This is a genomic window from Streptomyces sp. NBC_00212 (assembly GCF_045206365.1).
Lineage (GTDB): Bacteria > Actinomycetota > Actinomycetes > Streptomycetales > Streptomycetaceae > Streptomyces.
This window is the reverse complement of sequence record NZ_CP108115.1, coordinates 1,273,400-1,297,716: the sequence shown is the minus strand read 5'-3', so window position 1 is coordinate 1,297,716 and position 24,317 is coordinate 1,273,400. Positions and strand designations below refer to the sequence as shown.

The following is a 24,317-nucleotide window of genomic DNA, read 5'->3' as shown; positions in this document are numbered from 1 at the left end:
ATACCGACGGGACAGCGGCCGCACGCGGCCCGATGGCGATGCCGCGGAGGGGGACCCCTGTGATCAGATGAGGGCATGTCCCGTCGCACCAAGCGCCCCGCACGGCCCGCCGTCCCCACGTCCTGCCCCTGCGGGCTGCCCGCCGCCTATGCCGAGTGCTGCGGCCGCTACCACTCGGGCGCTGCCGCCGCCCCCACCGCCGAGGCGCTGATGCGCTCGCGGTTCAGCGCCTTCGCCGTGCAGGACGGGCCGTACCTGTTGCGCACCTGGCACCCGGACACCCGGCCCGCCGAGATCGACTTCGACCCCGGCATGCGCTGGACCCGCCTGGAGATCCTGGACACCGCCGACGGCAGCGCCTTCCACTCCACCGGCATGGTCACCTTCCGGGCGCACTACACCCACGGCGGCGAGGCCGGCTCCCTGCACGAGCGGAGCCGGTTCTCGCGCGTCGACGGCGCCTGGGTCTACCTCGACGCTGTCTTCACCGAATGACCGGAACCGGGCTGAAGATGAACCCGAACTCGGCCTCTCCCACCCGTAGTTGATGCTCCGTCAGTACGCCCGGACCGCATGACGCCGAGCCGATCCCGTGCATCGCGTGGTCCAGGTTGAGCCAGATACGGTCGCCGGGGGCCAGGTCCGGCAGGTGCCGGGCCGAGGTCAGCTCCTCGCTCGTCCAGGGCCGGGCGGTGAACCAGAACTCCGGTTCGCCCTCGATCCGCAACCCCCGTTGCCCATCGCCGAGTTCGGCCCACCGGACCTCGGTGCGGGCCCCGTTCTCCTGCGGCCGCACGTACGGCGTCTGCATCGCCTCGACGGACATGCCCCAGCGGCCGACGCGGGCGGCGCGCCGGGTGTCCGGATACGCCTCGCCAGGCCCCGCGCCGAACCACTCGGCCCGCCCGTACGTGCCCGGCAGCCCCATCCGTACGCCGAGCCGGGGCAGTGGCAGCGTCCACGTGCCCTCGGGGGTGACCGAGACCGCGAGCCGCACCCGATCCACGTCGGCGCTCCAGGTGTACGTCACCCGCAGCCCCAGATCCGACGCGGCGGGCGCCACTCGTGAGCGCACGACGAACCGGTCATCCCGCAACTCGACGCCGTCCAGGCGGTGTTGCATGCGGTCGAGGCCCAGCTCGCGCCACTGCCGGGCGTGCTGCTCCTGCGGCACCCAGGCCGCACCCGCGTCGTTGTCGGTCGGCGCACGCCACACATCGAGCCGCGGCCCGTCCACCGGGATGCCGCCGAGCTCCGTGAGCAGACCCGTCCGGCAGTCGAACGCGGCCGGACCGAGCGTGACCCGGTGGCCCGCACGGACCGGGGCTGTCCCCACGGCGGGAGCCGGTGCCGGGCGCGGCACCACCGGAAGCTGGCCCCACGCGACCTCGTGCCCGCGCGGCGCCCAGGGCGTGTCGTGCGCGAGCACCGCCCGTACCGTCCAGCACGCCTCGCGCGAGGCGTCGGCGACCGGCGGCGGGTCCAGTTTCAGCTCCACGCTCCGACCGGGTGCGAGGTCGGGAACGGCGAGCGGCCCCGAGGCCACCGCCTCGCCCTCCACCTCGTACGACCAGTCGAAGGCGAGATGCGAAATCCCGCTGAAATCATGGCAGTTGGTGATGTGCAGCGTGCCCGCCGCGCCGTCCCCGGCGAACCTGACCGGCTCGATCACCTTCTTGTACTCGACGAGCCCGGGGGAGGGGGTGCGGTCGGGGAACAGGAGGCCGTCGCAGACGAAATTGCCGTCGTGGAGCGCCTCGCCGAAGTCACCGCCGTAGGCGTGGCCCAGCTCGGGGTGCGCGAGACCGTGGTCGATCCACTCCCAGACGAACCCGCCCTGGCAGCGCTCGTACGTCTCGAACAGGTCCTGGTACTCCGTGAGACCGCCGGGCCCGTTGCCCATCGCGTGCCCGTACTCGCAGAGGATGAAGGGGAGTTGGGCCCGCTCGGCCGGCCCGTCCGTGTCCTCGTGGCGGCCGATCCGGCCGGTCTCCTCCTGCGAGGCGTACATGCGGGAGTACACATCGGTGTCCCGGCACGAGCGGTCGCCCTCGTAGTGGATCGGGCGGCCCGGGTCGCGGGCGCGTATCCAGTCGGCCATGGCGCCCAGGCCCTGCCCGGTGCCGCACTCGTTGCCGAGCGACCAGAGCACCACCGAGGGATGGTTCTTGTCGCGCTCGACCATGCGGGCCGCGCGGTCCAGGAGGGCGGGCGTCCAGCGGGGGTCGTCGACCGGGTTGCCGCGCCAGCCCACCTCCTCGAAACCGTGTGTCTCCAGGTCGCACTCGTCGACCACCCACAGGCCCAGCTCGTCGCAGAGGTCCAGGAACGCGGGGTGCGGCGGATAGTGGCTGGTGCGTACGGCGTTGATGTTGTGCCGCTTCATGAGGACCAGGTCCTCGCGCATGGTGGCGAGGTCGAGCGTGCGGCCCGTCCCGGGGTGGAACTCGTGCCGGTTGACCCCGCGGAACAGGATCCGGCGCCCGTTGACCCTGAGGAGGCCGTCCTCGACCGCGACCGTGCGGAATCCGATCCGCAGCCGAACGCGCTCTCCGGGCGTGACCAGCTCGGCCGCGTACAGCCGGGGCGTCTCGGCCGTCCACGGCTCGACGGGGACGAGAGCGCTCTCCCCGGTGGCGAGGTCGAGCCCCAGCTCCGGGACGAGCACCCGCCCCGGGACCGCGCTCTCGACGCGCAGCGCGCCCCGGCCCGTGCGGTGGTCGTAGGACGAGTGCACGAAGAAGTCGCCGGCCGCGCCCGGGGGCCGGTGCAGCAGGGTCACCTCGCGGAAGATGCCCGGCAGCCACCACTGGTCCTGGTCCTCCAAGTAGCTGCCGGCCGACCACTGGTGGACCCGCACGGCCAGGACGTTGCCGCGCGGCCGCAGCAGCGCGCCGACCTCGAACTCGTGGGGCAGCCGGCTGCCCATGAAGGTGCCGAGCTCGGTGCCGTTCAGCCAGAGACGGGCGCAGGACTCGACCCCGTCGAACCGCAGCAGCACCTCGCCGTCGTCGGCCCGCATCGCGTCCGGCACGTCGAAGGTGCGCAGATGGTCGCCGGTCGGATTCTCGGTGGGCACGCGCGGGGGATCGACGGGGAAGGGGTAGCGGACGTTGGTGTAGGCCGGGCTGCCGTGCCCCTGGAGCACCCAGTGGCCCGGCACGGCGAGCTCGGCCCAGCCCGACGCGTCGTACCCGGGCGCGGCGAACGAGGTGTCCTCGCCGTCGGCCGTCGGGGACAGCCGGAACCGCCACGTCCCGTTGAGCGGGAGGCGTGCCGCGTCGGAGGCGGCGAACCAGGCGCGCGGCTGCAACGGGCCGGTGCCGGGCGACGGTTCCTCGTACCAGGGTGCAGTGCTCATGAATCTCCTTCACGGGGACTTGGGGAAGATCCTCGGCCGTACCGGCCGGTCGAGGAAGCCCCCGAGGCGGGGCAGTTTCACCCGCGGCCGTGCGCATCCTCCGACACTGCGGCACCATGGCGATGTACTTGTGCGGGCCGGGGGAACTTCCTCGGCCTGCTCGTCGAAGCGGCGGCCGAGGAACCGTCGTTCACGCTGCGCATGCGCACCGCCGTGACCGGGCTGCGCACCGAGGGCGGCCGTGTCACAGGCGTGCGGGTACGTGGACGAGCGCGGCAGTCCCGGCGAGCTGGTCGCCGATCTCACGGTGGGCTGCGACGGGCGGGACTCGGTGGTGGCCCGCGAAGCCGGGCTGTTCCAGGACGCGGTCGCCGCGGACCGCATCCTCGCGGGGCCGCTGCACCAACGAAGCGTTACTGCAAGGGAGTTGGGGCGCGTCCAGCGCCGTCGTGAGCTGCCCGTGGCCGTCGTGCAGAAGCAGCAGCGCGGCGAGCACGACCTGCTCCTGAAGCCCGCGCTCGACGGGACGCTGCGGGGCGACCGCCTCCCGCTGCCGCTGCGCCTGGTCCGGCGGTTCCCGGTGCTGCGCGGCGTGACCGCGTACCTGGGCGGCATCGGCATACGGCCCGAGCGCGCACCCCAATTCGCGTGCAGGAAGGGGTAGTTGGGGTCCTCAGCGCTCCACGGCGAGCAGCGTGAACGTCACCAGCTCGTCCGCCGCCGCGGCCAGGTCGAGCTCGGGGTGGACGAGCCAGTGCGCGATCACCCCGTCGATCGCTCCGCCGATGGCGAGCGCGACCGTACGGGTGTCGAACTCGCGGAAGCCGCCCGTGTCCTGACCCTTCGTCAGTAGTTCTGCCAGCCCTTGCCAGCGGCCGGCGGTGTCGTGCGAGCCCGGCGTCTTCAGCTGGGTGCCGCCCTGGTCGTCGAGCAGCATCTCGACGATCACCCGCACATGGCGCCGGTTGGCCTGCTGGTAGCCGATCATCGCCCGCACATAGGCGACGAGGGCGGCCTTCGGGTCGTCCTCGCGCTCGATGCGTTCGGTGACGTACGCCATGAACTGTCCGAGCACGTGCGCCAGGGTCGCCTCGGTCAGCTTGTCCTTGGAGGCGTAGTGGTAGAGGACGGCCGCCTTGGATACACCGGCCTGTTCGGCGATGGCGGCGAGCGAGGTGGCCGGGTAGCCGCGGGTGGCGATCGAGTCGATGGTGGCCTCGACCAGCTGCCGGCGGCGGGCCTGTTCGGTGAAGGTGGGCCGGTCGGGATCGGCACTCCGACGAGCGGACATCGCGCCACCAACCCCTTGCTCCGAACTCCCTGACCTGCCGGTTCCCGACCGTATCAGGCACCGCGGGGGCGCGGCCCGCGAGCTCAGGAGGGGGCGGCCGCAGCCACCTTCTCGCGGACCGAGGGCAGTCCGTTCGCCAGGTCCTCGGCCATCAGACGCTTGGCGATCGTGTCCGCGGCGGCGCGGAGTTCCGCGCTGCGCGGGCGGCCGCGGTCCTTCTCCAACTGCTCGTTCAGCCACGCCGACCAGGAGTCGGTGATGGCTCCGACCTCGCGCTCACCGGCCGGGGTGTGCGAGAAGTAACTGCCCTCGCGGCTGAGGAATCCCTCGTCGACCATCCGCTGGAACACCGGCACAAGCACCTCGGGCGGCACATGGCGGCGGGACGCGATCAGGCCGAGGCTCGCGTGCCCGACCATGCGCGTGTACTGCTCGACCTGCATGACCGCCCAGGCCCCGGCCACGTCGAGCCGGGTGTCGGAGGCGGCGACGATGCGCCGCGCGGTGTTCATGTCCGTGCCCCGCACGATCTTGCCCACGGCGAGTTCGAGCACCTTCGCGGAGTCGCCCGTGGTCGGCTGCGCGAAGCCCTCGCCCATGTCGGTCGAGGCGGACCGGGCGGTGTCGCGCAGCTCGACCTGCTTGAGGAAGAGCGCCACCAGGAAACCCGCCGCGGCGACCGGCACCGTCCACAGGAACACGGTGTGGAGGCTGTCGGAGTACGCCTGCACGATGGGCGCGGCCGTCGCCGGGGGCAGGTGGTGCAGCCCGGCCGGGGACTGCGCGGCCTGCCCGAGCTGGGCCGGATTCGCGCCGCCTAGCTTCGCGGCCGCGGCCACCCCGTCCTGGAGGTTCGGTTTGAGGGTGTTGGCGTAGATGGTGCCGAAGACCGCGGTGCCGAACGAGCTGCCGAGCGTACGGAAGAAGGTGACTCCGGACGTCGCCGTGCCCAGGTCCGCGTAGTCGACGGTGTTCTGCACGGCGATGGTGAGGACCTGCATGCACAGCCCGATGCCGAGGCCGAGCACCAACATGTAGAGCGATTCGAGCCACGCGCTGACGCCGGGCCCCATCAGCGAGAGCAGGTAGAGGCCCACCCCCATGACGAGGGCGCCGACGATGGGGAAGATCCGGTACTGGCCGGTCTTGCTCACCACGTTGCCGCTGAAGATCGACGCGATGAGCAGGCCGATGACCATGGGCAGGGTGCGCACGCCCGAGACGGTGGCCGAGTCGCCGTCGACGTACTGGAGATAGGTCGGCAGGAACGTCATCGCGCCGAGCATCGCGAAGCCCACGATGAAGCTGAGGACCGAGCACACGGTGAAGACGGGGTTGCGGAAGAGGCGCATCGGCAGCATCGGTTCCACGGCCCGGGTCTCCACCCAGCAGAACAGGGCGAGCGCGATCAGACCGCCCGCGAACAGGGCGATGATCGTCGGCGAGCCCCAGGCGAACTCGTTGCCGCCCCAGCTCGTCGCCAGGATCAGGGCGCTGGCTCCGGCCGCGACCAGGCCGATGCCGAGGTAGTCGATGACGGGCTTGCCGACCGAGCGGACCGACGGGATGTTCCGGGCCGCCGCGATCACCACGAGGACGGCGATGGGAACGTTGACGTAGAACGCCCAGCGCCAGCTCAGGTGGTCGGTGAAGAGCCCGCCGAGCAGGGGCCCGATGACGGTCGAGACGCCGAACACGGCGCCGATGGCGCCCTGGTACTTGCCGCGTTCGCGCAGCGGGATCACATCGGCGATCAGCGCCATCGCGGTCACCATCAGGCCGCCGGCGCCGATGCCCTGGAGCGCCCGCCAGGCAATGAGGAGCGACATGTTCGTCGCCAGACCGCACAGGAACGAACCGGTGATGAAGATGATCGCGGAGACCTGGAAGACCACCTTGCGGCCGAAGAGGTCGCCGAACTTGCCGACCAGGGCGGTCGCGACGGTCTCCGCCAGGAGGTAGGAAGTGACCACCCACGACATGTGGGCGGCGCCGCCGAGGTCCGAGACGATCGTGGGGAGCGCGGTGCCGACGATGGTCTGGTCGAGCGCGGCAAGCAGCATCCCGAGCATGATCGTCCCGAACACGATGTTCCGCTGCCGGACGTCGAGCACGGGTGGCGCGGACACGGGTGCTGTATCGCTGGCGGTGGTCACACTGGCACCCTCACACCGCCCCAGGTGACACGCATGCCGTGTAGGCCGTGCGAGTGAAGCGCCCCAGGCCTCTCTCAGGCGCCGAGGACGACGTCGGAACCGACCGGCTCGGCCAGCGGCAGGACGGCCGGTGGCTCCGTGCGGTGAAGCCTCGGCAGCGCCGGTACGGAGGCGACGAACACCAGCGTGGTGAGAACGAACGGCCACGTGAAGGAGTGCCCGCCGGCCGGCGCGAACAGCGCGTTCAGGGCGGGCCCGAGCACGGTGGCCGCGGCCGCGCCGACCACCGCGAAGCCGAGGCTCCAGCGGTCGGCCGCGAGCAGCACCCCGCACAGCGCCATCGCGACCAGCACGGCGTTGTAGCCCATGGTCCCGTCCACGATCCTGGCGGTGGGGGCGCCGAGCGCCCAGGCGGTCACCAGGCCGACGGCGCTGCCGACGCAGGCCATCGCCCCCGCCGTGCGGCTGGCCGCGAAGATGCCGATCAGGAAGATCAGGCCGACGTACCACTGCGGCATGAGCAGGATCTGCGCGATGTTCGCGAAGAAGGCGCGGGCCACGTCGTCGACGGCCAGCGCGACCGTCCCCTCGGCGGCGCGACTCAGCCCGGCCGTCGCCGGACCGCCGTGCCACACCCGCTCGAAGCCGGGCGCCGCGATCGTCATCGCGCTCGACAGCAGGCAGAAGGGCAGTGTCAGGGTGGGCAGTCCCCAGCCGCGCAGCAGGGTCGCGGCGGCCGCCGTCACCACGGTGGCGACCGCGCAGCCGCCCGCCGCGAGCACCATCGTGGACGGATGGGCGGGGCCGAGGAACACCGCGAAGCCGACCGCGACGAGACAGGCGTTGAACCCTTCGAGCCCGGCGGACACCCGGCTCCGGTCCACCCCGAGCAGTTGGGCGGTGCCGGTCCCGATGGCGGTGCCGATCAGCCCGTAGAGGCCGTACTGCCAGCCCGCGGCGAACAGCGCGACCGTGAAGATCACCCCGGTCAGCGCGCTCGGCATGAAGTGCACCTGCGCCTGGCCGCGCAGCACGTGCACCGCGAACAGCCTCCCTCGTCGCGCCTGCGGCATCCGCACGTGACCCTCCCCCTGACCATCAAGAAATCAGCCTGTAACGGCCAAGCGCACAGTAAGGGGTGGCATAGGGGACTTAGCAAGGGACATACATCGGCAGAATGTGGCGTAAAGGCGCCCGAAACTCGCGCGGCCCGAAAGGTTTGTATACGACGACAGAGCGGAGGGGGCGGTTACGGACGATGGAACGAGCGGGGTCCCGGACGGCCCCGGCCGGACCCCCTCGCTCAAGATCCGGCGGCACGCGGTGGCGGCCGCGTACGCGCCGGAAGATCTGCGCCAGATGCATCGGACGCACTACGTATGACGGACCGTCAATTCGCCTTCGGGGTAGGCAGATCCGGGAGCTTCTTGTCGTAGAGCCACGCCTGGAGCAGCGGGCGTACCGCTTGTCCGGCCGTGGTCTCGGCGTGCGCGATGAAGGTGGCGGTGTCGCCGATGCGGCCGCGCCGCGCCGCGTGCCAGCCGCGCAGTACCGCGAAGAACCGCTCGTCGCCCAGCGTCAGGCGCAGCGCGTGCAAGGTGCAGGCGCCCCGGTTGTAGAGCCGGTCGTCGAAGATGCGGCGCGGGCCCGGCTCGGCGAGCCGCAGGTTCTGACTGCGCCGCGCGAGGCCCCGCCACTCGCGCTGGGCGATCTCGTCGGCGCTGTCCTCGCCGATCCGCTCCGACCACAGCCACTCGGCATACGTCGCGAAGCCCTCGTTGAGCCAGATGTGCCGCCACTCGCGGATGCCCACGCTGTTGCCGAACCACTGGTGCGCCAGCTCGTGGGCCACCAGCGTCTCCCAGCCCCGCCGCCCGTCGATGTGATTGCGGCCGAACACCGAGCGGGTCTGGTTCTCGACGGGCGCGCCGAGATCCGCGTCGACCACCACCGCCCCGTACGCCTCGAACGGATACGGCCCGAACAGTTCCGAGAAGTACCGCAGCATGTCGGGCTGGCGGCCGAGGTCGTGCCGGGCCACCTCGGCGATGCGGGACGGATAGGCGTTGTGCACCGGGATCGGCTTGCCGCCCGGCGGCCCCGGTGCGAGCACGCTGTCGTGCTGGAAGCGGCCGGTGTAGAGCGCGGCCAGGTAGGTGGCCATGGGGCCGGGGTGGTGGTAGGTCCACACATCGGTGGAGCCCTCGCTGCGGCACTCGGTGAGGGTGCCGTTCGCGAGTGCCTGCCGGTCGCGCGGCACCGTGACCCGGAACGTGTACGCGGCCTTGTCGTCGGGCCGGTCGTTGCACGGGAACCAGGACGGTGCCCCCAGCGGCTGCGAGGCGACCAGGGTGCCGTCGTGACTGTCGCCGGTACGGTCCCAGCCGATGCTCCCGAACGGCGAACGGATCGGCCCCGGCCGCCCGCCGTACCGCACCTTCGTCGTGAACAGCTCGCCCGCCGCGACGGGTTGACGGGGCGTCACGAACAGCTTGCCCTGCCGCTGGCGGATGCGGGCGGCCCTGCCGTCGACGTGCGCCGCGTGCGCGCTGAGCCGGGACAGGTCGAGCTCGACCCGCTCCAGCGGCCGCAGGGCGACGGCCTGGATGAGCGCCGTGCCCGCGAGCCGGCCACTGACCGAGTCGTAGGCGATCCGCAGGTCATAGGCGAGCGTGTCGTGCCCGTACGAGCCGTGCTGCGGGAAGTACCGGTCCCGGTGGCCGATCACCTCCTCGTCCGCCACGGCAAGACCGCCGAGGGCGGACAGGGCGGCGACCCGGACGAGCGACCGCCGCGTGCACCGGGTCATGCGGCGCTCCCTTCCCGCGAGGAACCCTGACGGATCGTCAACAAGGGCTTGTTGACGGCTGGTTGGACCTCAGGGGACTGCTCGCCCGCGATGGGGTTGCCCGCCCAGCGGGTGTCCGGCGGCACGCTCTCGCCGCGCATCACGAGCGAGGCCGCGCCCACCGAGGCCCGGGCGCCGACGTCGGTGCCGGGCAGCGCGATGCTGTGCGGACCGAGCGAGGCGCCCTCGGCGAGCCGCACGGTGTCCAGGCGCATGATCCGGTCGTGGAAGAGATGGGTCTGGAGCACACACCCGCGGTTCACGCTCGCCCCGTCCCCCAGCGTGATCAGATCGGTCTCCGGCAGCCAGTACGTCTCCAGCCACACCCCGCGCCCGATGTGCGCGCCGAGGCTGCGCAGCCACCAGTTGAGGACCGGCGTGCCGGTGAACGAGCCCGCCATCCACGGCACCGCGAGGGACTCGACGAAGGTGTCGTACAGCTCGTTGCGCCACACGAAGGACGACCACAGCGGATGCTCGCCCGCCTCGAACCGGCCGACCAGGATCCACTTCGCGGCGGTCGCCGTGAGCCCCGCCACCGCGGCCGCCACCACGAGCAGCACCGTCCCGGCCAGCGCCGCCAGCGCCGGCCCGCCCCGGTTGAGAGCGCTCTGCTCGCCGATCAGGACCGCCTCGGCGAGCAGCACCGAGCACATCAGCGGCAGCACCCGGCACAGCTCGACCGCGGACCGGGCGAGGACGAGCCTCCGCGACGGTTCGAAGGTGCGGCCCGGGTCGGCCGCGGTCGGCACCCTCGGCAGCGGAAGCGCGGGCCGGCCGAGCCACGAACTGTCGGGCTCGCTCTGCGCGGGCGCGTCGCACAGCACGCCGATCAGCGCCCCGTCGGGCACCCGGCGGTCCGGGCCGACGATCCCCGAGTTGCCGACGAACGCCCTGCGCCCGACGCTCGCCCTCCCCAGCCGCAGCCAGCCGCCACGGATTTCGTACGGCGCGACCAGGGTGTCGTCGGCGAGGAACGCGCCGTCCTCGACGGTCAGGAGCGAGGGCAGCGGCAGCACCGTCGAGATCTCGGCGCGCCGCCCCACCTTGGCGCCGAGCAGCCGCAGCCACACCGGGGTCGCGAGGCTCGCGTACAGCGGGAAGAAGCTGCCGCGGGCGCCGCTGAGCAGCCGGGTCACCAGCCAGGCGCGCCAGGCGACACCGCCGCACACCGGATGGAAGCCGGGCTTCAGGCCCCGCCCGAGGATCCGGACCAGGGCGGCGAGCGTCAGCGCCGAGCACAGGGTGGTGACCACCGCGATGGGCGGCGCGGCGAGCAGCAGGCGTACGGCGACCGCCGAGAGCGTGTCGCAGGACCGCACCAGGTAGTACACGCCGACCAGCGCGGGCGCGGTGGACAGCACGGTGAGGAGCGGCAGGCCGATGAGCGAGAGCGCGTACGCGGCGGCCCAGCGGCGCGAGCGCTCGGGGCGCGGCGCGGGCCAGCCGGTGCCGGCGACGCGCTCGTACGATTCGGCCTGCCGCGCCGGTGAGCCGAGCCAGCGACGACCGGGCGGGACGTGGGCGTCCAGGCAGGCGCCCGGCTCCAGTTCGGCGTCCGCGCCGAGGACCGCGCCGGGCATCAGGGTGCTGCGGTGGCCGACCCGGGCGCCGTCGCCGATGCGGACCGCGCCGATGTGCAGGGTCGCGCCGTCCAGCCACCAGCCGCTGATGTCGGCCTCCGGTTCCACGCTCGCACCCCGGCCGATCGTCGCGAGACCGGTCACCGGGGGCATGGCGTGCAGGGCGACGCCGCGCCCGACCCGGCAGCCGAGCGAGCGCGCGTACAGCCGGGCCCACGGCGTGCCGAGCAGGGAGGCGACGCCGAACGCGGCCACGACGCGCTCGGCCGTCCACAGCCGCAGATGGACGCGACCGCCGCGCGGATACGCGCCCGGCACCACGCCCCGGGTCAGGAGCCGCGCCGCCCCGCCGCCGATCGCGAAGCGGGCGGGCGCGCTCATCAGGACCAGCATGCCGATGATGACGAACCACCATGAGGTGTGCGGCGCCCAGGCCTGCGGCGCCAGCCACCCCAGGATGTTGTCGGCCATGGCCAGACCGACGAGCCCCCGCAGCCCGGCGACCCCGAACAGGCCTGTGGTGACCAGGAGTTGGACCGCTCCCGCGCCGCGCGGCACCGGCTCGACGGGCCGGGCCTCGGCGGCCGGGCCTTCGAGGGATTCGAGGTGCTGGGCCATGTCGCGCAGCACGGGGCGGCGGTAGAGGTCGGCGACGGACACCCCGGGGTAGTGCTCGCGCAGTTCGGAGGCGAGGCGCGCCGCGCTCAGGCTGGAGCCGCCGAGCGCGAAGAAGTCGCTGTCCGCCTCGGGGCGCACGCCCAGCATCCGCTCCCACGCCCCGGCGAGGCGGCAGGCGGTGGAGCCGTCCTGAGCGGCGTCGCCGACGGGGCCGCGCGGGGAGGGCAGCGGCCAGGGCAGGGCGTCCCGGTCCACCTTGCCCGAGGTGCGCGTCGGCAGTTCGGTGACCTCGACGAGCAGCGGCACCAGGGCGGCGGGCAGGCGCTCGGCGAGGAAGTCGCGGGCCTGGTCGGCGCGGAAGCCGCCCTGCTCGGGCACCACGTAGCCGACCAGGATCTGGCCGCCGGCCGGGGTGCCGCGCACCGCCGCGGCCGCCGCGCGCACGCCCGGCAGCGCCCTCAACATGGCGTCGATCTCGCCGAGTTCGATGCGCCGCCCGCCCACCTTGACCTGGTCGTCGGCCCGCCCGAGATGGACGAGCCCGGCCGCCTCGGCCCGTACGAGATCGCCGGTGCGATAGGCGCGCCGGGTGTCGAGGAGGGGGAGCGGGGCGAACCGTTCGGCGTCCTTGGCGGCGTCGAGGTAGCGGGCCGTGCCCGCGCCCGCGATCACCAGCTCGCCCTCGCCGCCGTACGGAACGGGGTCGCCGGCCGCGTCCAGGACCGCCAACTCCCAACCGGCCAGGGGGAGTCCGATGCGTACGGGCTCGCCGGGCAGCATGCGTGCGGCGGTCGCCACCACCGTCGTCTCGGTGGGGCCGTAGGTGTTCCACATTTCGCGGCCCTTGACCGCGAACCGGTCCGCGAGGGCGCCCGGGCAGGCCTCGCCGCCGACGATCAGGAGCCGGACCTCGTCGAGTGCCTCGTCCGGCCAGAGGGCCGCGAGCGTGGGCACCGTGGAGACCACCGTGATGCCGCGCTCGATCAGCCAGGGCCCGAGCTCGTGGCCCGCCCGCACCAGCGAGCGGGGCGCCGGAACCAGGCAGCCGCCGTGCCGCCAGGCCAGCCACATCTCCTCGCACGAGGCGTCGAAGGCGACCGAGAGCCCGGCGAGCACCCGGTCGCCCGGGCCCAACGGCCGTTCACTGCAAAAGAGTTGGGCCTCGGCGTCGACGAACGCGGCCGCCGAGCGGTGGGTGACCGCCACGCCCTTGGGCAGTCCCGTCGAACCGGACGTGAAGATGATCCAGGCGTCGTCGTCGGGCGACGCGGGTCGCCAGCGCTCGGCCAGCGGCGCCACGGGCCCCGGCAGTATGCGCTCCTCCGCCTCGATCACGGCGCACACCCCCGCCTCGCGGAAGACGGTCGCCGCGCGCTCCGCGGGATCGTCCGCGTCGACCGGCACATACGCCGCGCCGCACAGCAGGACCGCCAGGATGGCGAGGTACAGGTCGCAGGTGCCGGACGGGATCCGGACGCCGACCCGGTCGCCGGGGCCGATGCCGTGGCGGGTCAGCCGCACGGCGCGTTCGGTGATCCGGTCGCACAGGTCTTGGTAGGTGAGCCTCTCGCCGCCCGCGTCGAGTGCGGGTGCGCCCGGGTGGGCGGCCGCCGTCGCGTCCAGTACGTCGAGCAGGGTGCGGGGGTGCGGGGCGGCGGCTCCGCGGAAGACAGCCGGCAGATGCGAAGACATACGGTATGCCTCTGGCGTAGTGCGGGTGGTACGGACATCCTTCGGACATCCGCCCACTCAGACGGGCATATCCAGCGGCGGGTTCGCTCCGGCCTTGGGACTTGACGATATTTATCCGTTGTTTTCGAAGCGAATCGGATGATTATGGCGCCGACCGGGGCAAGTTCAGGGCCGATCGCGGTGGCCGAGATCCCTCGCGCGTAGCACTAGTTCGGTGGCGAACCGGTGTTCGGGGTCGGTGAGTCGCTCGCCGAAAATGGACTCCAGGGTGCGCATCCGATAGCGCACGGTTTGCGGGTGCACGTCAAGCAGTTCGCCCATCTGGGCGGCCGTGCCCCGGGTCGCGAGCCAGGTCCGCAGGGTTTCGATGAGCCGGTCGCGCCGCCCGGGCGTCAGCGCGTCGAGCGGCGCGAGCTCCCGGCGGCCGAGGTGTTCGAGGAGCGCCGGGTCCGAGCGCAGCCACAGCGTGACGAGGTGGTCCTCGCAGTACAGCGTGCCGGTGCCGCTGTCGATGACCCCCGATGCGGCGAGTTCGAGGACCCGACGGGCCCAGCGCAGAGAATCGGACGCATCGCCGATGGGGACCTCCAGACCGACCGCCGCCCAGGACCCGCGCAGCGCCGCGTCCAGCATCCGTCTTCGTACTTCGTCGACCGGACCCGGTACGAGGAGGTGCGGCGCCGGCTCGCCCGGATCGAGCAGGACATCGTTGTCCAACGCCGCCCGCGTGAGCCCCGTCCCGGACCGGAGCGCGACCAGCGTGACCCGCTCGGGCAGCGGCCAGTGGGCCCGGTCGGCGAGCTCGGCGACCGCCGCGCGCGGCACCGGGGACCCGGCCAGGATCAGGTGCAGCAGCCGTCTTCGCAGCGCGTCCGAGCGCTCCCCGGAGAACGAGGTGACCTCCAGATAGCCCTCTCGTGAGAGCGCTTCCAGCTCCTCGACGTAGGTGAAGAGCGCGTCCGCGAAGCTGAGCATGACGGCGGGGGAGAGGTTGTAGCGCCGGCCGATCTTCTTGGCCCGGCGCAGCGCCACCCGGGCGCCGAGCCGGTAGGCGCCCTGGAGGGTGTCCAGGCTCCGGCCCTCGTACGCCTCGAACCGGCCGAAGCGGCGGCACATCTCGTCGCGCAGCGTGGAGGGCGCGCTCGGGGACGCCACCTGGTCGACGAAGACGGCGAGGTTCTGCTCCACGCCGACCCGGATCGCCTCGCCGTAGGGCCCGTCGAGCAGCCGGGCGTACTCGGGGTAGGCGCGGGTGAGCTCGGCGCCGATCTCCTTGAGCAGGCCCGGCAGTTCGGGCCGCATGATCGCGGCGAACTCCTGTGGGAGCGGTCCCAACGGCTCATGGGTGTCCGGTGATTGCGCGGCTGCGGGCATCTCACTCCCCTTGCACTACGGCGCCCGGTGGGGGGAGAGCCGATGGAGAAAGCGCTCCCACCGACCGTCAGGTGCGTACCTTTCGCGGACTGCTGAACCTAGAACAACTCCCGTGTGATGGACAACACTTGGGGCAGCGGTCGATTCAAGGTGCATCGGTTGTCGGCCGATTCCGGGGCGGCCCGGCCGGAGCACGCACGGGCCGCCCGTCGCAGGGGGCGGCGAAGGCTACTGAGCCGCTGAATGCCAGTACTGGGAGAGCAGTTTGCCGTTGTTCGGGACGACCGTGCCGGGGGCGTTCAGACCGGCGAGATGGGTCGAGGCGCTGTCCAGTACGACGCTGTTGTGGCCGGCCGCCGAGGGCAGCCCCGTCTTGAGGTTCACCGCCCAGTCGAGCAGCCCGGCGAGCCCGCAACCGCTTGCACCCGGCACCGCGAACGTGGTGTCCGTCTGGCCGGCGCCGGTGAGGCTGAGCCGGTTCATGACGCCCGCGTTGTTGGGTGTGCCGTTGCCGTCGAAGCGCTTGATGCCGAGGGCCGGAGCGGTGACGTTCTGCGGGCGCAGCACGATGGGGTGGGCGGCGGAGCCGATGTAGCAGGAGTCGCCGAGGAACGGGTTCTGGAGGTGGATGCGGACCGGGAGCGAGATGATCGGCTGCCCGGCGGTGGCGCCCGCCGTGAGGTTGAAGTCGGTGGGCACACCGGCCGATTCGACGGTCGCGGTGACCCGGTTGAGGGTGCTGTTGGTGATCTGCCGGCAGATGTCGCCGATGACGGGGATGTCGCTCGGACACATCAGGCCGAGCAGGCCACCCGGGATGTCCGCGGAGTCGGCGATCAGCGCGCCGCCCGCCGGTGCGACCAGGGTGGGCGCGCCGCCGGTGTGCTGCACCACACCGACCTGCAGATCACTGGCGCCGGTGACGACCTCGGTGCTGCCCAGCTTGATGGAGCCGCTCGCCGCGTGGGAGGCGACGCACTGCACGATCTCGGCGCGCCCGTCGGCGGCCAGCATCGCCGGGTCGTCCACCGGGCAGCGGGTGAACGGCGCCCAGGTGCCCCCGAGTTGAGTCGCCGGAGCGGAATCGGCGGCGGCCGGGCCCACGGTCCCCATGACGGTCAGGGCCGTGCAGGTGGCGAAAAGGCCCGCGCGCAGACGGGTGGATACGGGTCTCATGAGGTCGTCCCCTCTTGACGTCTCGACTCGCGACGTCCTGTACGGGTATGGGCGGGTGCGGCAACGGCCTTGTGCTGTACGGGAGTTGGCCGGATCTGCATGCCGTGGTGGTCAGCGCAGGGGCAGTGGTACGTTCGTCGGCTGCTTGTCGGGGGTGCAGAGCTTCGCGGGGTCGTCCGGGATGCCGGACGCGCACGGCGCCCCCTGGTTCTGCTTGACCGTGTTGGCGGGTCCGGACACGGACGCGGTGAACAGCGGGCTGAGGTCCTCGCCCACCCCGCAGCCGGTGAACGGCGGAATGGTCACGGAGCCGTCGAGCGGTCCGCCCCGGGAGAGCGAGTAGCCGCGCCAGACGGTGTCCGTGCCCTTCTTGAGCTTCCCGAGCAGGACCAGGTGGTCCTTGGTGTTCCTCGCCGGGTCGGGATCGTTGGAGTAGACGGAGCCGGTGGTACGGCAGTTGGGGCCGACGTCGAGCGGTGTCCCGTTGACCTTGACGTCGCTCAGCCGCAGCACCAGCGGGATCCTGATGTACGTCTCGCCGTGCCCCGCGGTGTTGTTGAGGTCCGAGTCGATGGCCATGGGCCCGGTCTCCTCCAGCGTCATCGTGGCCGTGGTCGGCATGAACCCGAAGGTCAGGAACGTCGCGGGGGCGGGCGGGGTCTGGGCGCGGCCCTGGTAGTCGAGTCGGCCGACCGAGCTCTGGAACAGGTGGAGTTCGAAGACGCCCGGTCTGACCTCGATCCGCTTGAGCTGACTGGGCCCCTGGACGATCTTGGCGCAGTAGACGGGGATCAGCGAGGCGCCGCCCAGCTTGGTGACGTTCGAGTACCCGGTGACGTACGCCGAGAGGGCGAGCGGCTGGGCGGTGTCGCCGCGACACTCGGGGGCGGCGGCGGGCGGGGCGCCCTGGGTCTTCGGGGGGACCACCTTCGGGGCGCCGGGCGAGGGCTGTCGCGGCCCGCCGGTCGCCGGGTCCGTCGCCGAGGTGCTGGGGGTCGGGGTGGGCGGGGAACTGGCCGCGATCACCGGCACTTTGGCGAGCAGCGCCGATCCGCCAGGGGTGAGCGTGCAGGACACCGAGAGGGTGGCGGGTTCGGTTGCGGCGCCCTCGGCGGTGACCGGGCTGAAGTCGATGGTGAGGCCCGCCGCCGTCACGGTGAGGTCGCCGGGGCTGTTCGCGGTGACGGTGGGGACCTCGCCGGTCGCCTTGAGCGTGACGCCGCCCGTCGCGGCGAGCGGCACGGAGGGCGCGGCCCCCTGCCACAAGGCCGCGGCCGCGGCGCCGTTCTGGGCCACCTCGGTCGTGAGGCGGGTGGTGGCGCCGGTCTTGGCCGCATGGATCTTCGTGAGCTCGGTGGCCGCGGCATCGGGCAGGGTCAGCGACGTCGTGACCTCGGCGGGCTGGATGGGCGCGCCCGCCGCCGCCCGGTCGGGGAACCTGGCGCCGACCCCGACCTTCACCGGCTGCGCCCCGCCGGGGAAGGCGCAGCTGTAGGCGAGTTCGGTGCTGACCTGCTGGTCACCGAGGGCCACGTCCGCGCCCGGCACGATCCCGGCCAGGACCACGGTGGCCGCCGCGACCGCACCCCGCCCGCGCATGCTCCGTCGGCGGCCGGCCGAGCCCAGGGTCCCTGTCACGTCGCGTTCAGCTCCACTCGCTCAGCTCCTCGAAACGGTCGGCGGCGCCTGCGCCGCGGCTGGGGGACCGCCTGGCCGGCCAAGGGCGCCGACCGGACGGTCCCGGGCGTACGCGATGCGTCATGCGGCGTTACGAGCCGACGATGGTCGGGTGCGTGCTGGTGCCGCTGACCACCGCGAAGTAGTCGCCGTTGAACGACGGGTGGTCGCCCGCGGCCACCACGCCCGAGCAGCCCGCCGTCGGGTCCGAGACCGTCAGCTCGGTGGGGTTGGCCGCGATGGCCAGGTCACCGGTGGAGTTGGTGTACGTGCCGTGCGCGGTCCCGGTCACGGTGAAGGCGCAAGTCGCCACGGTGACACGGGCGTTGACGCCGGAGATGTAGCCCTGCGAGACGCCGCTGCCCGCGTCGTAGTCGGTCACGTTCAGCGTCCAGGGAGTGTTCGCCACCGTGTCGACCGCACCGAGGAAGCTGGTGCACGGCTCACCCGATCTGCCGAAGTGCACCGGGTCGATGCTGCCGACCGCCGCCGGGTTGCCGGTGGCGCTCTGGAGGGTGCCCCCGGCGTCGGAGTAGGTGCAGGTCATGTCGATGCCGTTGATGGAAAGCACGACATTGCTGGACGTGGCGGTGAAACTCTCGGGCGAGTTGGGGCCGATCACCCAGTTCGTGGGCGACGCGGCCATGGCGGGCGCGGTTGCGAGGGCGAATGCGGCCGTCGCGGCGCCGCATACCAGCGCAAGCTTTCCAAAGGTGCTTCGCACAGTAAATTCCTCCGATTTCACCAGCTACGGGTACGGATTCGGCCACGTACGATCCGTGACCAGGCGGACGTTACTTGCGAGAAACATCGGCGCACAATCCTGTCGTTGAAGATTGTGCCGAGCAAGGCCCTTCCTTGTGCCCTGGATGAGCAACCGGCCGGTTTTTCTTGTCGATTGGTGCGCAATACCGTCCTGCGAGTCAGGTCATTCGTGCCGAAGTTCCCGGTTCTCTCCTCATAAGGATTGGCCGGACGGCCGGTTACAGGTGAAACTCCTCACCAGATGACAAGTTCGGGAGTGAAAGCACTGCCGCGATGACAAGTTGCCGACGGTCGTGAGCCGCGTCGCGGAAACTTCCGGAACCGGTATTGCAGAGCGAGGTTACCCGGCCGTAGCGTCCGGTGTGCGGTCGGTCCGGTCCGCTCACCCGGCATCCGGTCCGCCGGCGTCCACGCTCCCGGCCACGCCCCCGAAGGCCGGGAGCCGCGCGGGCGAAGCCCCAGGCCCGTCCCTGATTCCGGGCCCGGGCTCGCTGCCCGGGGCGGGGGCGCCACGGTCAAGCTCCCCTCGGCCGCGGCGCCCCCGTCCTTTCGCGGCTGCCCACAACTGCTCAATTGCTGCGCAGTCGTCCGCCAGGCCGACTTGGAAACTTGTCAACGAGTGACAAGGAAAAGGGATTTCACCGATGTGGCCGTCCGGGATCTTGTTTCGGCGCCGCTGCGCAACTTACCGTGCGCCCCTCGGTGCCCTCGCGTCACTCCGTATGTGCCTGCTGGAGGTGGGATGGGAATTGAAGTCGTGGTCGAAGGTCTGACCAAGTCATTCGGTAAGCAGAACATCTGGCAGGACGTCACCCTCACCCTGCCCGCGGGGGAAGTCAGCGTCATGCTGGGGCCCTCCGGCACCGGAAAGACGGTCTTCCTCAAGTCGCTCATCGGCTTGCTCAAACCGGAGCGCGGCCGGGTCCTCATCAACGGCGTCGACATGGTGAGCAGCCCCGAGCGGGACATCTACGAGACCCGGAAACTCTTCGGCCTGATGTTCCAGGACGGTGCGCTTTTCGGCTCGATGTCCCTTTTCGACAACATCGCCTTTCCGCTGCGCGAGCACACCCGCAAGAAGGAGTCCGAGATCCGCCGCATCGTCATGGAGCGGGTGGACATGGTCGGCCTGCTCGGCGCCGAGGAGAAGCTGCCCGGGGAGATCTCCGGCGGGATGCGCAAGCGCGCCGGGCTCGCCCGCGCCCTGGTGCTCGACCCCCAGATCATCCTGTGCGACGAGCCGGACTCGGGGCTCGACCCGGTCCGTACCGCCTTCATCTCGCAACTCCTGATCGACCTGAACGCGCAGATCGACGCGACGATGCTGATCGTCACCCACAACCTCGACATCGCCTCGACCGTGCCCGACAACATGGGCATGCTCTTCCGCCGCAACCTCGTCACCTTCGGCCCGCGCGAGGTGCTCCTGACCAGCGAGGAGCCCGTCGTCGCCCAGTTCCTCAGCGGGCGCCGCGAGGGCCCCATCGGCATGTCCGAGGAGAAGGACGCGGCGACGCTCGCCATGGAACAGCTCAACTCGCCCCGAGAGCAGAACGGTTCACCGCGTCGCATCCCCGCGCAACTGGAACCGTCACCGGGCCTGCCCGCCCGGCAGGCGGTGCTGCGCCGCAAGCTGCGGGTGATGGCCATGCTCGACCAGCTGCCGCCCGCGGCCCGCCGCGCCATCGAGAACGGCATGGCGCCGGCCCAGGAGGCGACGCCGTGACGATGGAGGCCGAGAGAAACCCCCCGACCCCGACACCCCCTCAGCCCCCGACCTCCCGGCCGCCGCGCCGCCCGCTCCCCGGACTCGGCGCGTTCCGCCAGACCGGGCAGCTCTTCGCGCTCGCCGCCGCCGTCACCCGGGCGGTCTTCAAACGGCCCTTCCAACTCCGGGAATTTATCGAGCAGTTCTGGTTCGTCGCCAGCGTCACCATCCTGCCCGCAGCCCTCGTCTCCATCCCGTTCGGCGCCGTCATCGCGCTCCAGGTCGGCTCGCTCACCCAGCAGCTCGGCGCCCAGTCCTTCACCGGCGGCGCCAGCGTCCTCGCCGTCATCCAGCAGGCCAGCCCGCTCATCGTGGCCCTGCTCATCGCGGGCGCCGGCGGCTCCGCGATCTGCGCCGACCTGGGCTCCCGCACGATCCGCGAAGAGCTCGACGCCATGGAGGTCATGGGCGTCTCGCCCGTCCAACGCCTGGTCGTACCAAGGGTGTTGGCGACCATGTTCGTCGCCGTGCTGCTCAACGGGATGGTCTCCGTCGTCGGCACCCTCGGCGGCTACTTCTTCAACGTCATCATGCAGGGCGGCACCCCGGGCGCCTACCTCTCCAGCTTCTCCGCACTCGCCCAGCTCCCCGACCTGTACGTCAGCGAGGTCAAGGCGCTGATCTTCGGCTTCATCGCCGGGATCGTCGCCGCGTACCGCGGGCTCCACCCGCGCGGCGGCCCCAAGGGCGTCGGTGACGCCGTCAACCAGTCCGTCGTCATCACCTTCCTGCTGCTCTTCTTCGTGAACATGGTCCTCACCGGGATCTACCTCCAGATCGTCCCCCCGAAGGGCGGCTGACCGATGGCCCTCTTCAGCCTCCTCGACCGCTCCGGCGACCAACTCACCTTCTACGTCAAGGCGTTGCTGTGGATCCCGCGCACGCTGCGGCGCTACACGAAGGAGGTCCAGCGACTGCTCGCCGAGGTCGCGTTCGGCAGTGGCGGGCTCGGTGTCATCGGCGGCACCATCGGCGTGATGATCGCCATGACCCTGTTCACCGGCACCGTGGTCGGCCTCCAGGGATACGCCGCGCTGAACCAGATCGGCACCGCGGCCTTCACCGGCTTCGTCTCCGCCTACTTCAACACCCGCGAGATCGCCCCGCTGGTCGCCGGCCTCGCCCTGTCCGCCACCGTGGGCGCCGGCTTCACCGCCCAACTGGGCGCGATGCGCATCAACGAGGAGGTCGACGCCCTCGAAGGCATGGGCGTGCGCAGCCTCCCGTACCTCGTCACCACCCGGATCATCGCCGGAGTCGTCGCCATCGTCCCGCTGTATGCGATCGGACTGCTCAGCTCCTACTTCGCCTCCCGGCTGACCACGGTGGTCTTCAAGGGCCAGTCGCGCGGCACCTTCGACCACTACTTCAACCTGTTCCTCTCCCCGACCGACGTGCTGCTCTCCGTGCTCAAGGTGCTGATCTTCAGCGTGATGGTGATCCTGGCCCACTGCTACTACGGCTTCCGCGCCACGGGCGGCCCGGCCGGAGTGGGCGTCGCGGTGGGGCGCTCGGTCCGCAACGCGATCGTGCTCATCGCCGTCACCGACTTCTTCCTCTCGCTGGCCATCTGGGGTGCCACCACGACCGTGAAGGTGGCCGGATGAACACCCCCACCGTCCGCCGCCGCCTCGCCGGAGTCGTCTTCCTCGTGGTCCCGGCGCTGCTCGTGTGGCTCTCGATCGCCGTGTACGACAAGGACTTCACCCGCTCGGACACCATCACCGTCGAGACGAGCAGCGTCGGCAACGAGATGCACCCGGGCGCCGAGGTGAAGCTGCGCGGCGTCGTCGTCGGCGAGGTCCGCACCATCAGCGCCGACGGAGCGGGCGCGAAGCTCACCCTCGCCCTCCAGCCCGGCAAGCGCGGCCACATCCCGTCCGACGTGCGGGCGCAGATGCTGCCGACCACGCTGTTCGGCGAGCGGTTCGTCGCGCTCGTACCGCCACCGAACCCGTCCACGAGAGCGCTCTCAGCCGGTGCGACCATCCCGCAGGACCGGTCCCGCAACGCCATCGAGCTGGAGCAGGTCCTGGACAACGTCCTGCCGATGCTGACCGCGGTCAAGCCGGACAAGCTGTCGTCGACCCTCTCCGCCGTCGCCCAGGCGCTGCGCGGCCGCGGCTCCCAGCTCGGCGACACCTTCGTCACGCTCGACGCGCACCTGAAGAAGTTCAACCCCGACCTGCCCACCCTCAACGCCGACCTGAAGCAGCTCGTCAAGGTCTCCGGGACCTACAGCGACGCCGCCCCCGACATCCTGAGAGCGCTCACGGACGCCACGACCACCACCGGCACCCTCGTCGACCAGCAGACCCAACTCCTCGGCGTCTACGGGCAGACGACGAAGACCGCCCAGGACCTCACGGCCTTCCTCCAGCAGAACAAGGACAACATCATCCGGCTCAGCGCGGTGAGTCGACCCACCCTGGAGCTCCTCGCCAAGTACTCCTCGTCCTTCCCCTGCACCCTGCGCACCCTGGCCGGGTTCGTCCCCGCGATGGACAAGGCCCTCGGCAAGGGCACCGATCAGCCCGGACTCCACGTCACCGTCAAGGCCGTGCCCTCGCTCGGCAAGTACGTCCCCGGCCGCGACACCCCCGCGTACACGGCGAGCGGCGGCCCGCACTGCTACCCGGTGCCGTACCTCGGCGCCCCGCTGCCCGCCGAGAGCGCTCTCACGAACACGGCGGCCGCCTCCGACGCCGGGCTCGGGCCGGCGAACTCGCCGCAGGAGAACCAGCTGGTGAACGAGCTGCTCGCACCCGGTCTGCAACAGGCTCCGCAGTCCCTGCCGGACTGGAGCAGCCTGCTCGTCGGGCCCGCCCTGAGGGGGACGGAGGTGACCATCAAGTGAAGCGCCGCAGCATCGCGGGCCCGCTCGTGAAGTCGCTCGTCTTCGTCCTGGTGACCGCGCTCGCGACCACCGTGCTCGCCCTGTCCATCGCCAACACCGGGGTGGGCGACACCCGGACGTACAAGGCGCGCTTCACCGACACCACCGGCCTGATCGAGGGCGACAGCGTCCGCATCGCCGGAGTGAAGGTCGGCCAGGTCGACAGCGTGGAGGTCGTCGACCGGCGGCTCGCCCAGGTCACGTTCTCCGTGCAGCGCAGCCGGACGCTGCCGGGCACGGCGACCGCCTCGATCAAGTACCTCAACATGGTCGGCCAGCGCTACATCGAGCTGGGCCGGGGCACCGGCGCGGTCGGCGCGACCCTCGCGCCCGGCGGGACGATCCCGCTGGAGCGCACCACCCCGGCCCTCGACCTCACCCAGCTCTTCAACGGCTTCCAGCCCCTCTTCGAAGGGCTCTCGCCCAAGGACGTCAACCAGCTCGCCGGCTCCATCGTGCAGGTCCTCCAGGGCGAGGGCGGCACCGTCGACAGCCTGCTGAAACACATCGGTTCATTGACCCAGACCGTCGCCGCCAAGGACAAGGTGATCGGCGAGGTCATCAGCAATCTGAACACCGTCCTGACCACCGTCAACGACCGCGAAGCGGGCTTCAACGACCTGGTGGTCACGCTCCAGCAACTCGTCTCCGGGTTCGCGGGCGACCGCAAGCCGCTCGGCGAGGCCATCGCCGCGATGGGCGACCTCACCACCGTCACCGCCGGACTGTTCGAGGACGGCCGCGCCCCGCTCAAGGACGACATCAAACAGCTCGGCCGGCTCTCCGCCAACCTCGCCGAGAGCGCTCCCCAGATCGAGGACTTCCTGCGCAAGACCCCCGACAAGATGCGGGCCGTCACACGGATCGCGTCGTACGGGTCCTGGCTCAACCTCTACCTCTGCGAGGCCAAGGTGTCCGGCGTGACGACCGAGGACGGCAGCCCGCCGCCCACCGGAATCCCGGTCAGCGATTCGAGGTGCCAGGGATGAGACTCCCCGTACCGCGCCGGCCCCGCCCCCTTCGCCTGCCGCGCTCCGCGTCGAAGCGCCCTGCCCTGAGCGGCCCCGTCTTCACGCGCCCGAGCTTCAAGCGCCCCGCCCTGAAGCGTCCGG

General features: G+C 71.5%; 17 protein-coding genes. 7 read left to right on the top strand and 10 right to left on the bottom strand.

Going from position 1 to position 24,317, the window contains the following annotated elements; genetic code table 11:
* Window positions 1–75 precede the first annotated feature (75 nt).
* Window positions 76–495, top strand: a complete 420-nt coding sequence (locus OHA17_RS06000; protein WP_406504700.1) for a YchJ family protein — start codon at window positions 76–78, stop codon at window positions 493–495.
* On the opposite strand, the gene OHA17_RS05995 is transcribed toward OHA17_RS06000, so the two are convergent.
* Window positions 485–3,361, bottom strand: coding sequence for a glycoside hydrolase family 2 TIM barrel-domain containing protein (locus OHA17_RS05995; protein ID WP_406504698.1), 2,877 nt, complete (start codon window positions 3,359–3,361; stop codon window positions 485–487). The genes OHA17_RS06000 and OHA17_RS05995 overlap by 11 nt on opposite strands.
* A gap of 241 nt (window positions 3,362–3,602) precedes the next feature.
* On the opposite strand from OHA17_RS05995, the gene OHA17_RS05990 reads away from it, so the two are divergent.
* On the top strand, window positions 3,603–4,025 hold the full coding sequence (locus OHA17_RS05990; protein ID WP_406504696.1) for a hypothetical protein: 423 nt from the start codon (window positions 3,603–3,605) through the stop codon (window positions 4,023–4,025).
* A gap of 9 nt (window positions 4,026–4,034) precedes the next feature.
* Here the strand turns inward: OHA17_RS05990 and OHA17_RS05985 are convergent, their stop codons facing one another.
* The 9 genes from OHA17_RS05985 to OHA17_RS05945 all read right to left on the bottom strand — a co-directional run bounded on the left by OHA17_RS05985 (window position 4,035) and on the right by OHA17_RS05945 (window position 18,500).
* Entirely contained in the window at window positions 4,035–4,652 is a 618-nt protein-coding gene (locus tag OHA17_RS05985) for a TetR/AcrR family transcriptional regulator (RefSeq protein ID WP_406504694.1), read from the bottom strand.
* Between the two features lie 83 nt (window positions 4,653–4,735).
* Window positions 4,736–6,808 carry an MDR family MFS transporter gene (locus OHA17_RS05980; protein ID WP_406504692.1) on the bottom strand — a complete coding sequence of 691 codons (2,073 nt, stop codon included), beginning with the start codon at window positions 6,806–6,808 and terminating at the stop codon, window positions 4,736–4,738.
* Window positions 6,809–6,882: 74 nt separating this feature from the next.
* On the bottom strand, window positions 6,883–7,881 hold the full coding sequence (locus tag OHA17_RS05975; protein ID WP_406510642.1) for an urea transporter: 999 nt from the start codon (window positions 7,879–7,881) through the stop codon (window positions 6,883–6,885).
* Window positions 7,882–8,198: 317 nt separating this feature from the next.
* Complete coding sequence (locus OHA17_RS05970) at window positions 8,199–9,617, bottom strand: M1 family metallopeptidase (protein WP_406504690.1); 1,419 nt, start codon at window positions 9,615–9,617, stop codon at window positions 8,199–8,201.
* Window positions 9,614–13,549 (bottom strand): Pls/PosA family non-ribosomal peptide synthetase, encoded by a 3,936-nt coding sequence (locus OHA17_RS05965; RefSeq protein WP_406504688.1) that lies wholly within the window; start codon window positions 13,547–13,549, stop codon window positions 9,614–9,616. The genes OHA17_RS05970 and OHA17_RS05965 overlap by 4 nt, the downstream gene beginning before the upstream one ends.
* 165 nt (window positions 13,550–13,714) lie before the next feature.
* Window positions 13,715–14,923 carry a helix-turn-helix domain-containing protein gene (locus OHA17_RS05960; protein ID WP_406504686.1) on the bottom strand — a complete coding sequence of 403 codons (1,209 nt, stop codon included), beginning with the start codon at window positions 14,921–14,923 and terminating at the stop codon, window positions 13,715–13,717.
* 228 nt (window positions 14,924–15,151) lie between these two features.
* Window positions 15,152–16,099: a hypothetical protein gene (locus tag OHA17_RS05955; protein ID WP_406504684.1), complete on the bottom strand. Its 948-nt coding sequence runs from the start codon at window positions 16,097–16,099 to the stop codon at window positions 15,152–15,154.
* 111 nt (window positions 16,100–16,210) lie between these two features.
* The gene (locus OHA17_RS05950) at window positions 16,211–17,737 is read right to left on the bottom strand and encodes a DUF6801 domain-containing protein (RefSeq protein WP_406504682.1); all 1,527 of its coding nucleotides are present in this window, start codon (window positions 17,735–17,737) and stop codon (window positions 16,211–16,213) included.
* A 130-nt stretch (window positions 17,738–17,867) separates the two neighbouring features.
* Window positions 17,868–18,500 (bottom strand): hypothetical protein, encoded by a 633-nt coding sequence (locus OHA17_RS05945; protein WP_398880220.1) that lies wholly within the window; start codon window positions 18,498–18,500, stop codon window positions 17,868–17,870.
* Window positions 18,501–19,283: 783 nt separating this feature from the next.
* Between OHA17_RS05945 and OHA17_RS05940 the strand changes: the two genes are divergently transcribed.
* From OHA17_RS05940 to OHA17_RS05920, 5 genes are read left to right on the top strand one after another with little or no spacing between them, the layout of a single operon-like run.
* On the top strand, window positions 19,284–20,267 hold the full coding sequence (locus tag OHA17_RS05940; RefSeq protein WP_406504680.1) for an ABC transporter ATP-binding protein: 984 nt from the start codon (window positions 19,284–19,286) through the stop codon (window positions 20,265–20,267).
* 2 nt (window positions 20,268–20,269) lie between these two features.
* A complete protein-coding gene (locus tag OHA17_RS05935; protein WP_406504678.1) occupies window positions 20,270–21,109 on the top strand; it encodes an MlaE family ABC transporter permease in 840 nt (279 codons plus the stop codon).
* Window positions 21,110–21,112: 3 nt separating this feature from the next.
* Window positions 21,113–21,916, top strand: a complete 804-nt coding sequence (locus OHA17_RS05930) for an MlaE family ABC transporter permease (protein WP_406504676.1) — start codon at window positions 21,113–21,115, stop codon at window positions 21,914–21,916.
* On the top strand, window positions 21,913–23,166 hold the full coding sequence (locus OHA17_RS05925) for an MCE family protein (RefSeq protein WP_406504674.1): 1,254 nt from the start codon (window positions 21,913–21,915) through the stop codon (window positions 23,164–23,166). Before OHA17_RS05930 ends, OHA17_RS05925 begins: the two co-directional genes overlap by 4 nt.
* On the top strand, window positions 23,163–24,194 hold the full coding sequence (locus OHA17_RS05920) for an MCE family protein (RefSeq protein WP_406504672.1): 1,032 nt from the start codon (window positions 23,163–23,165) through the stop codon (window positions 24,192–24,194). Before OHA17_RS05925 ends, OHA17_RS05920 begins: the two co-directional genes overlap by 4 nt.
* Window positions 24,195–24,317 lie beyond the last annotated feature (123 nt).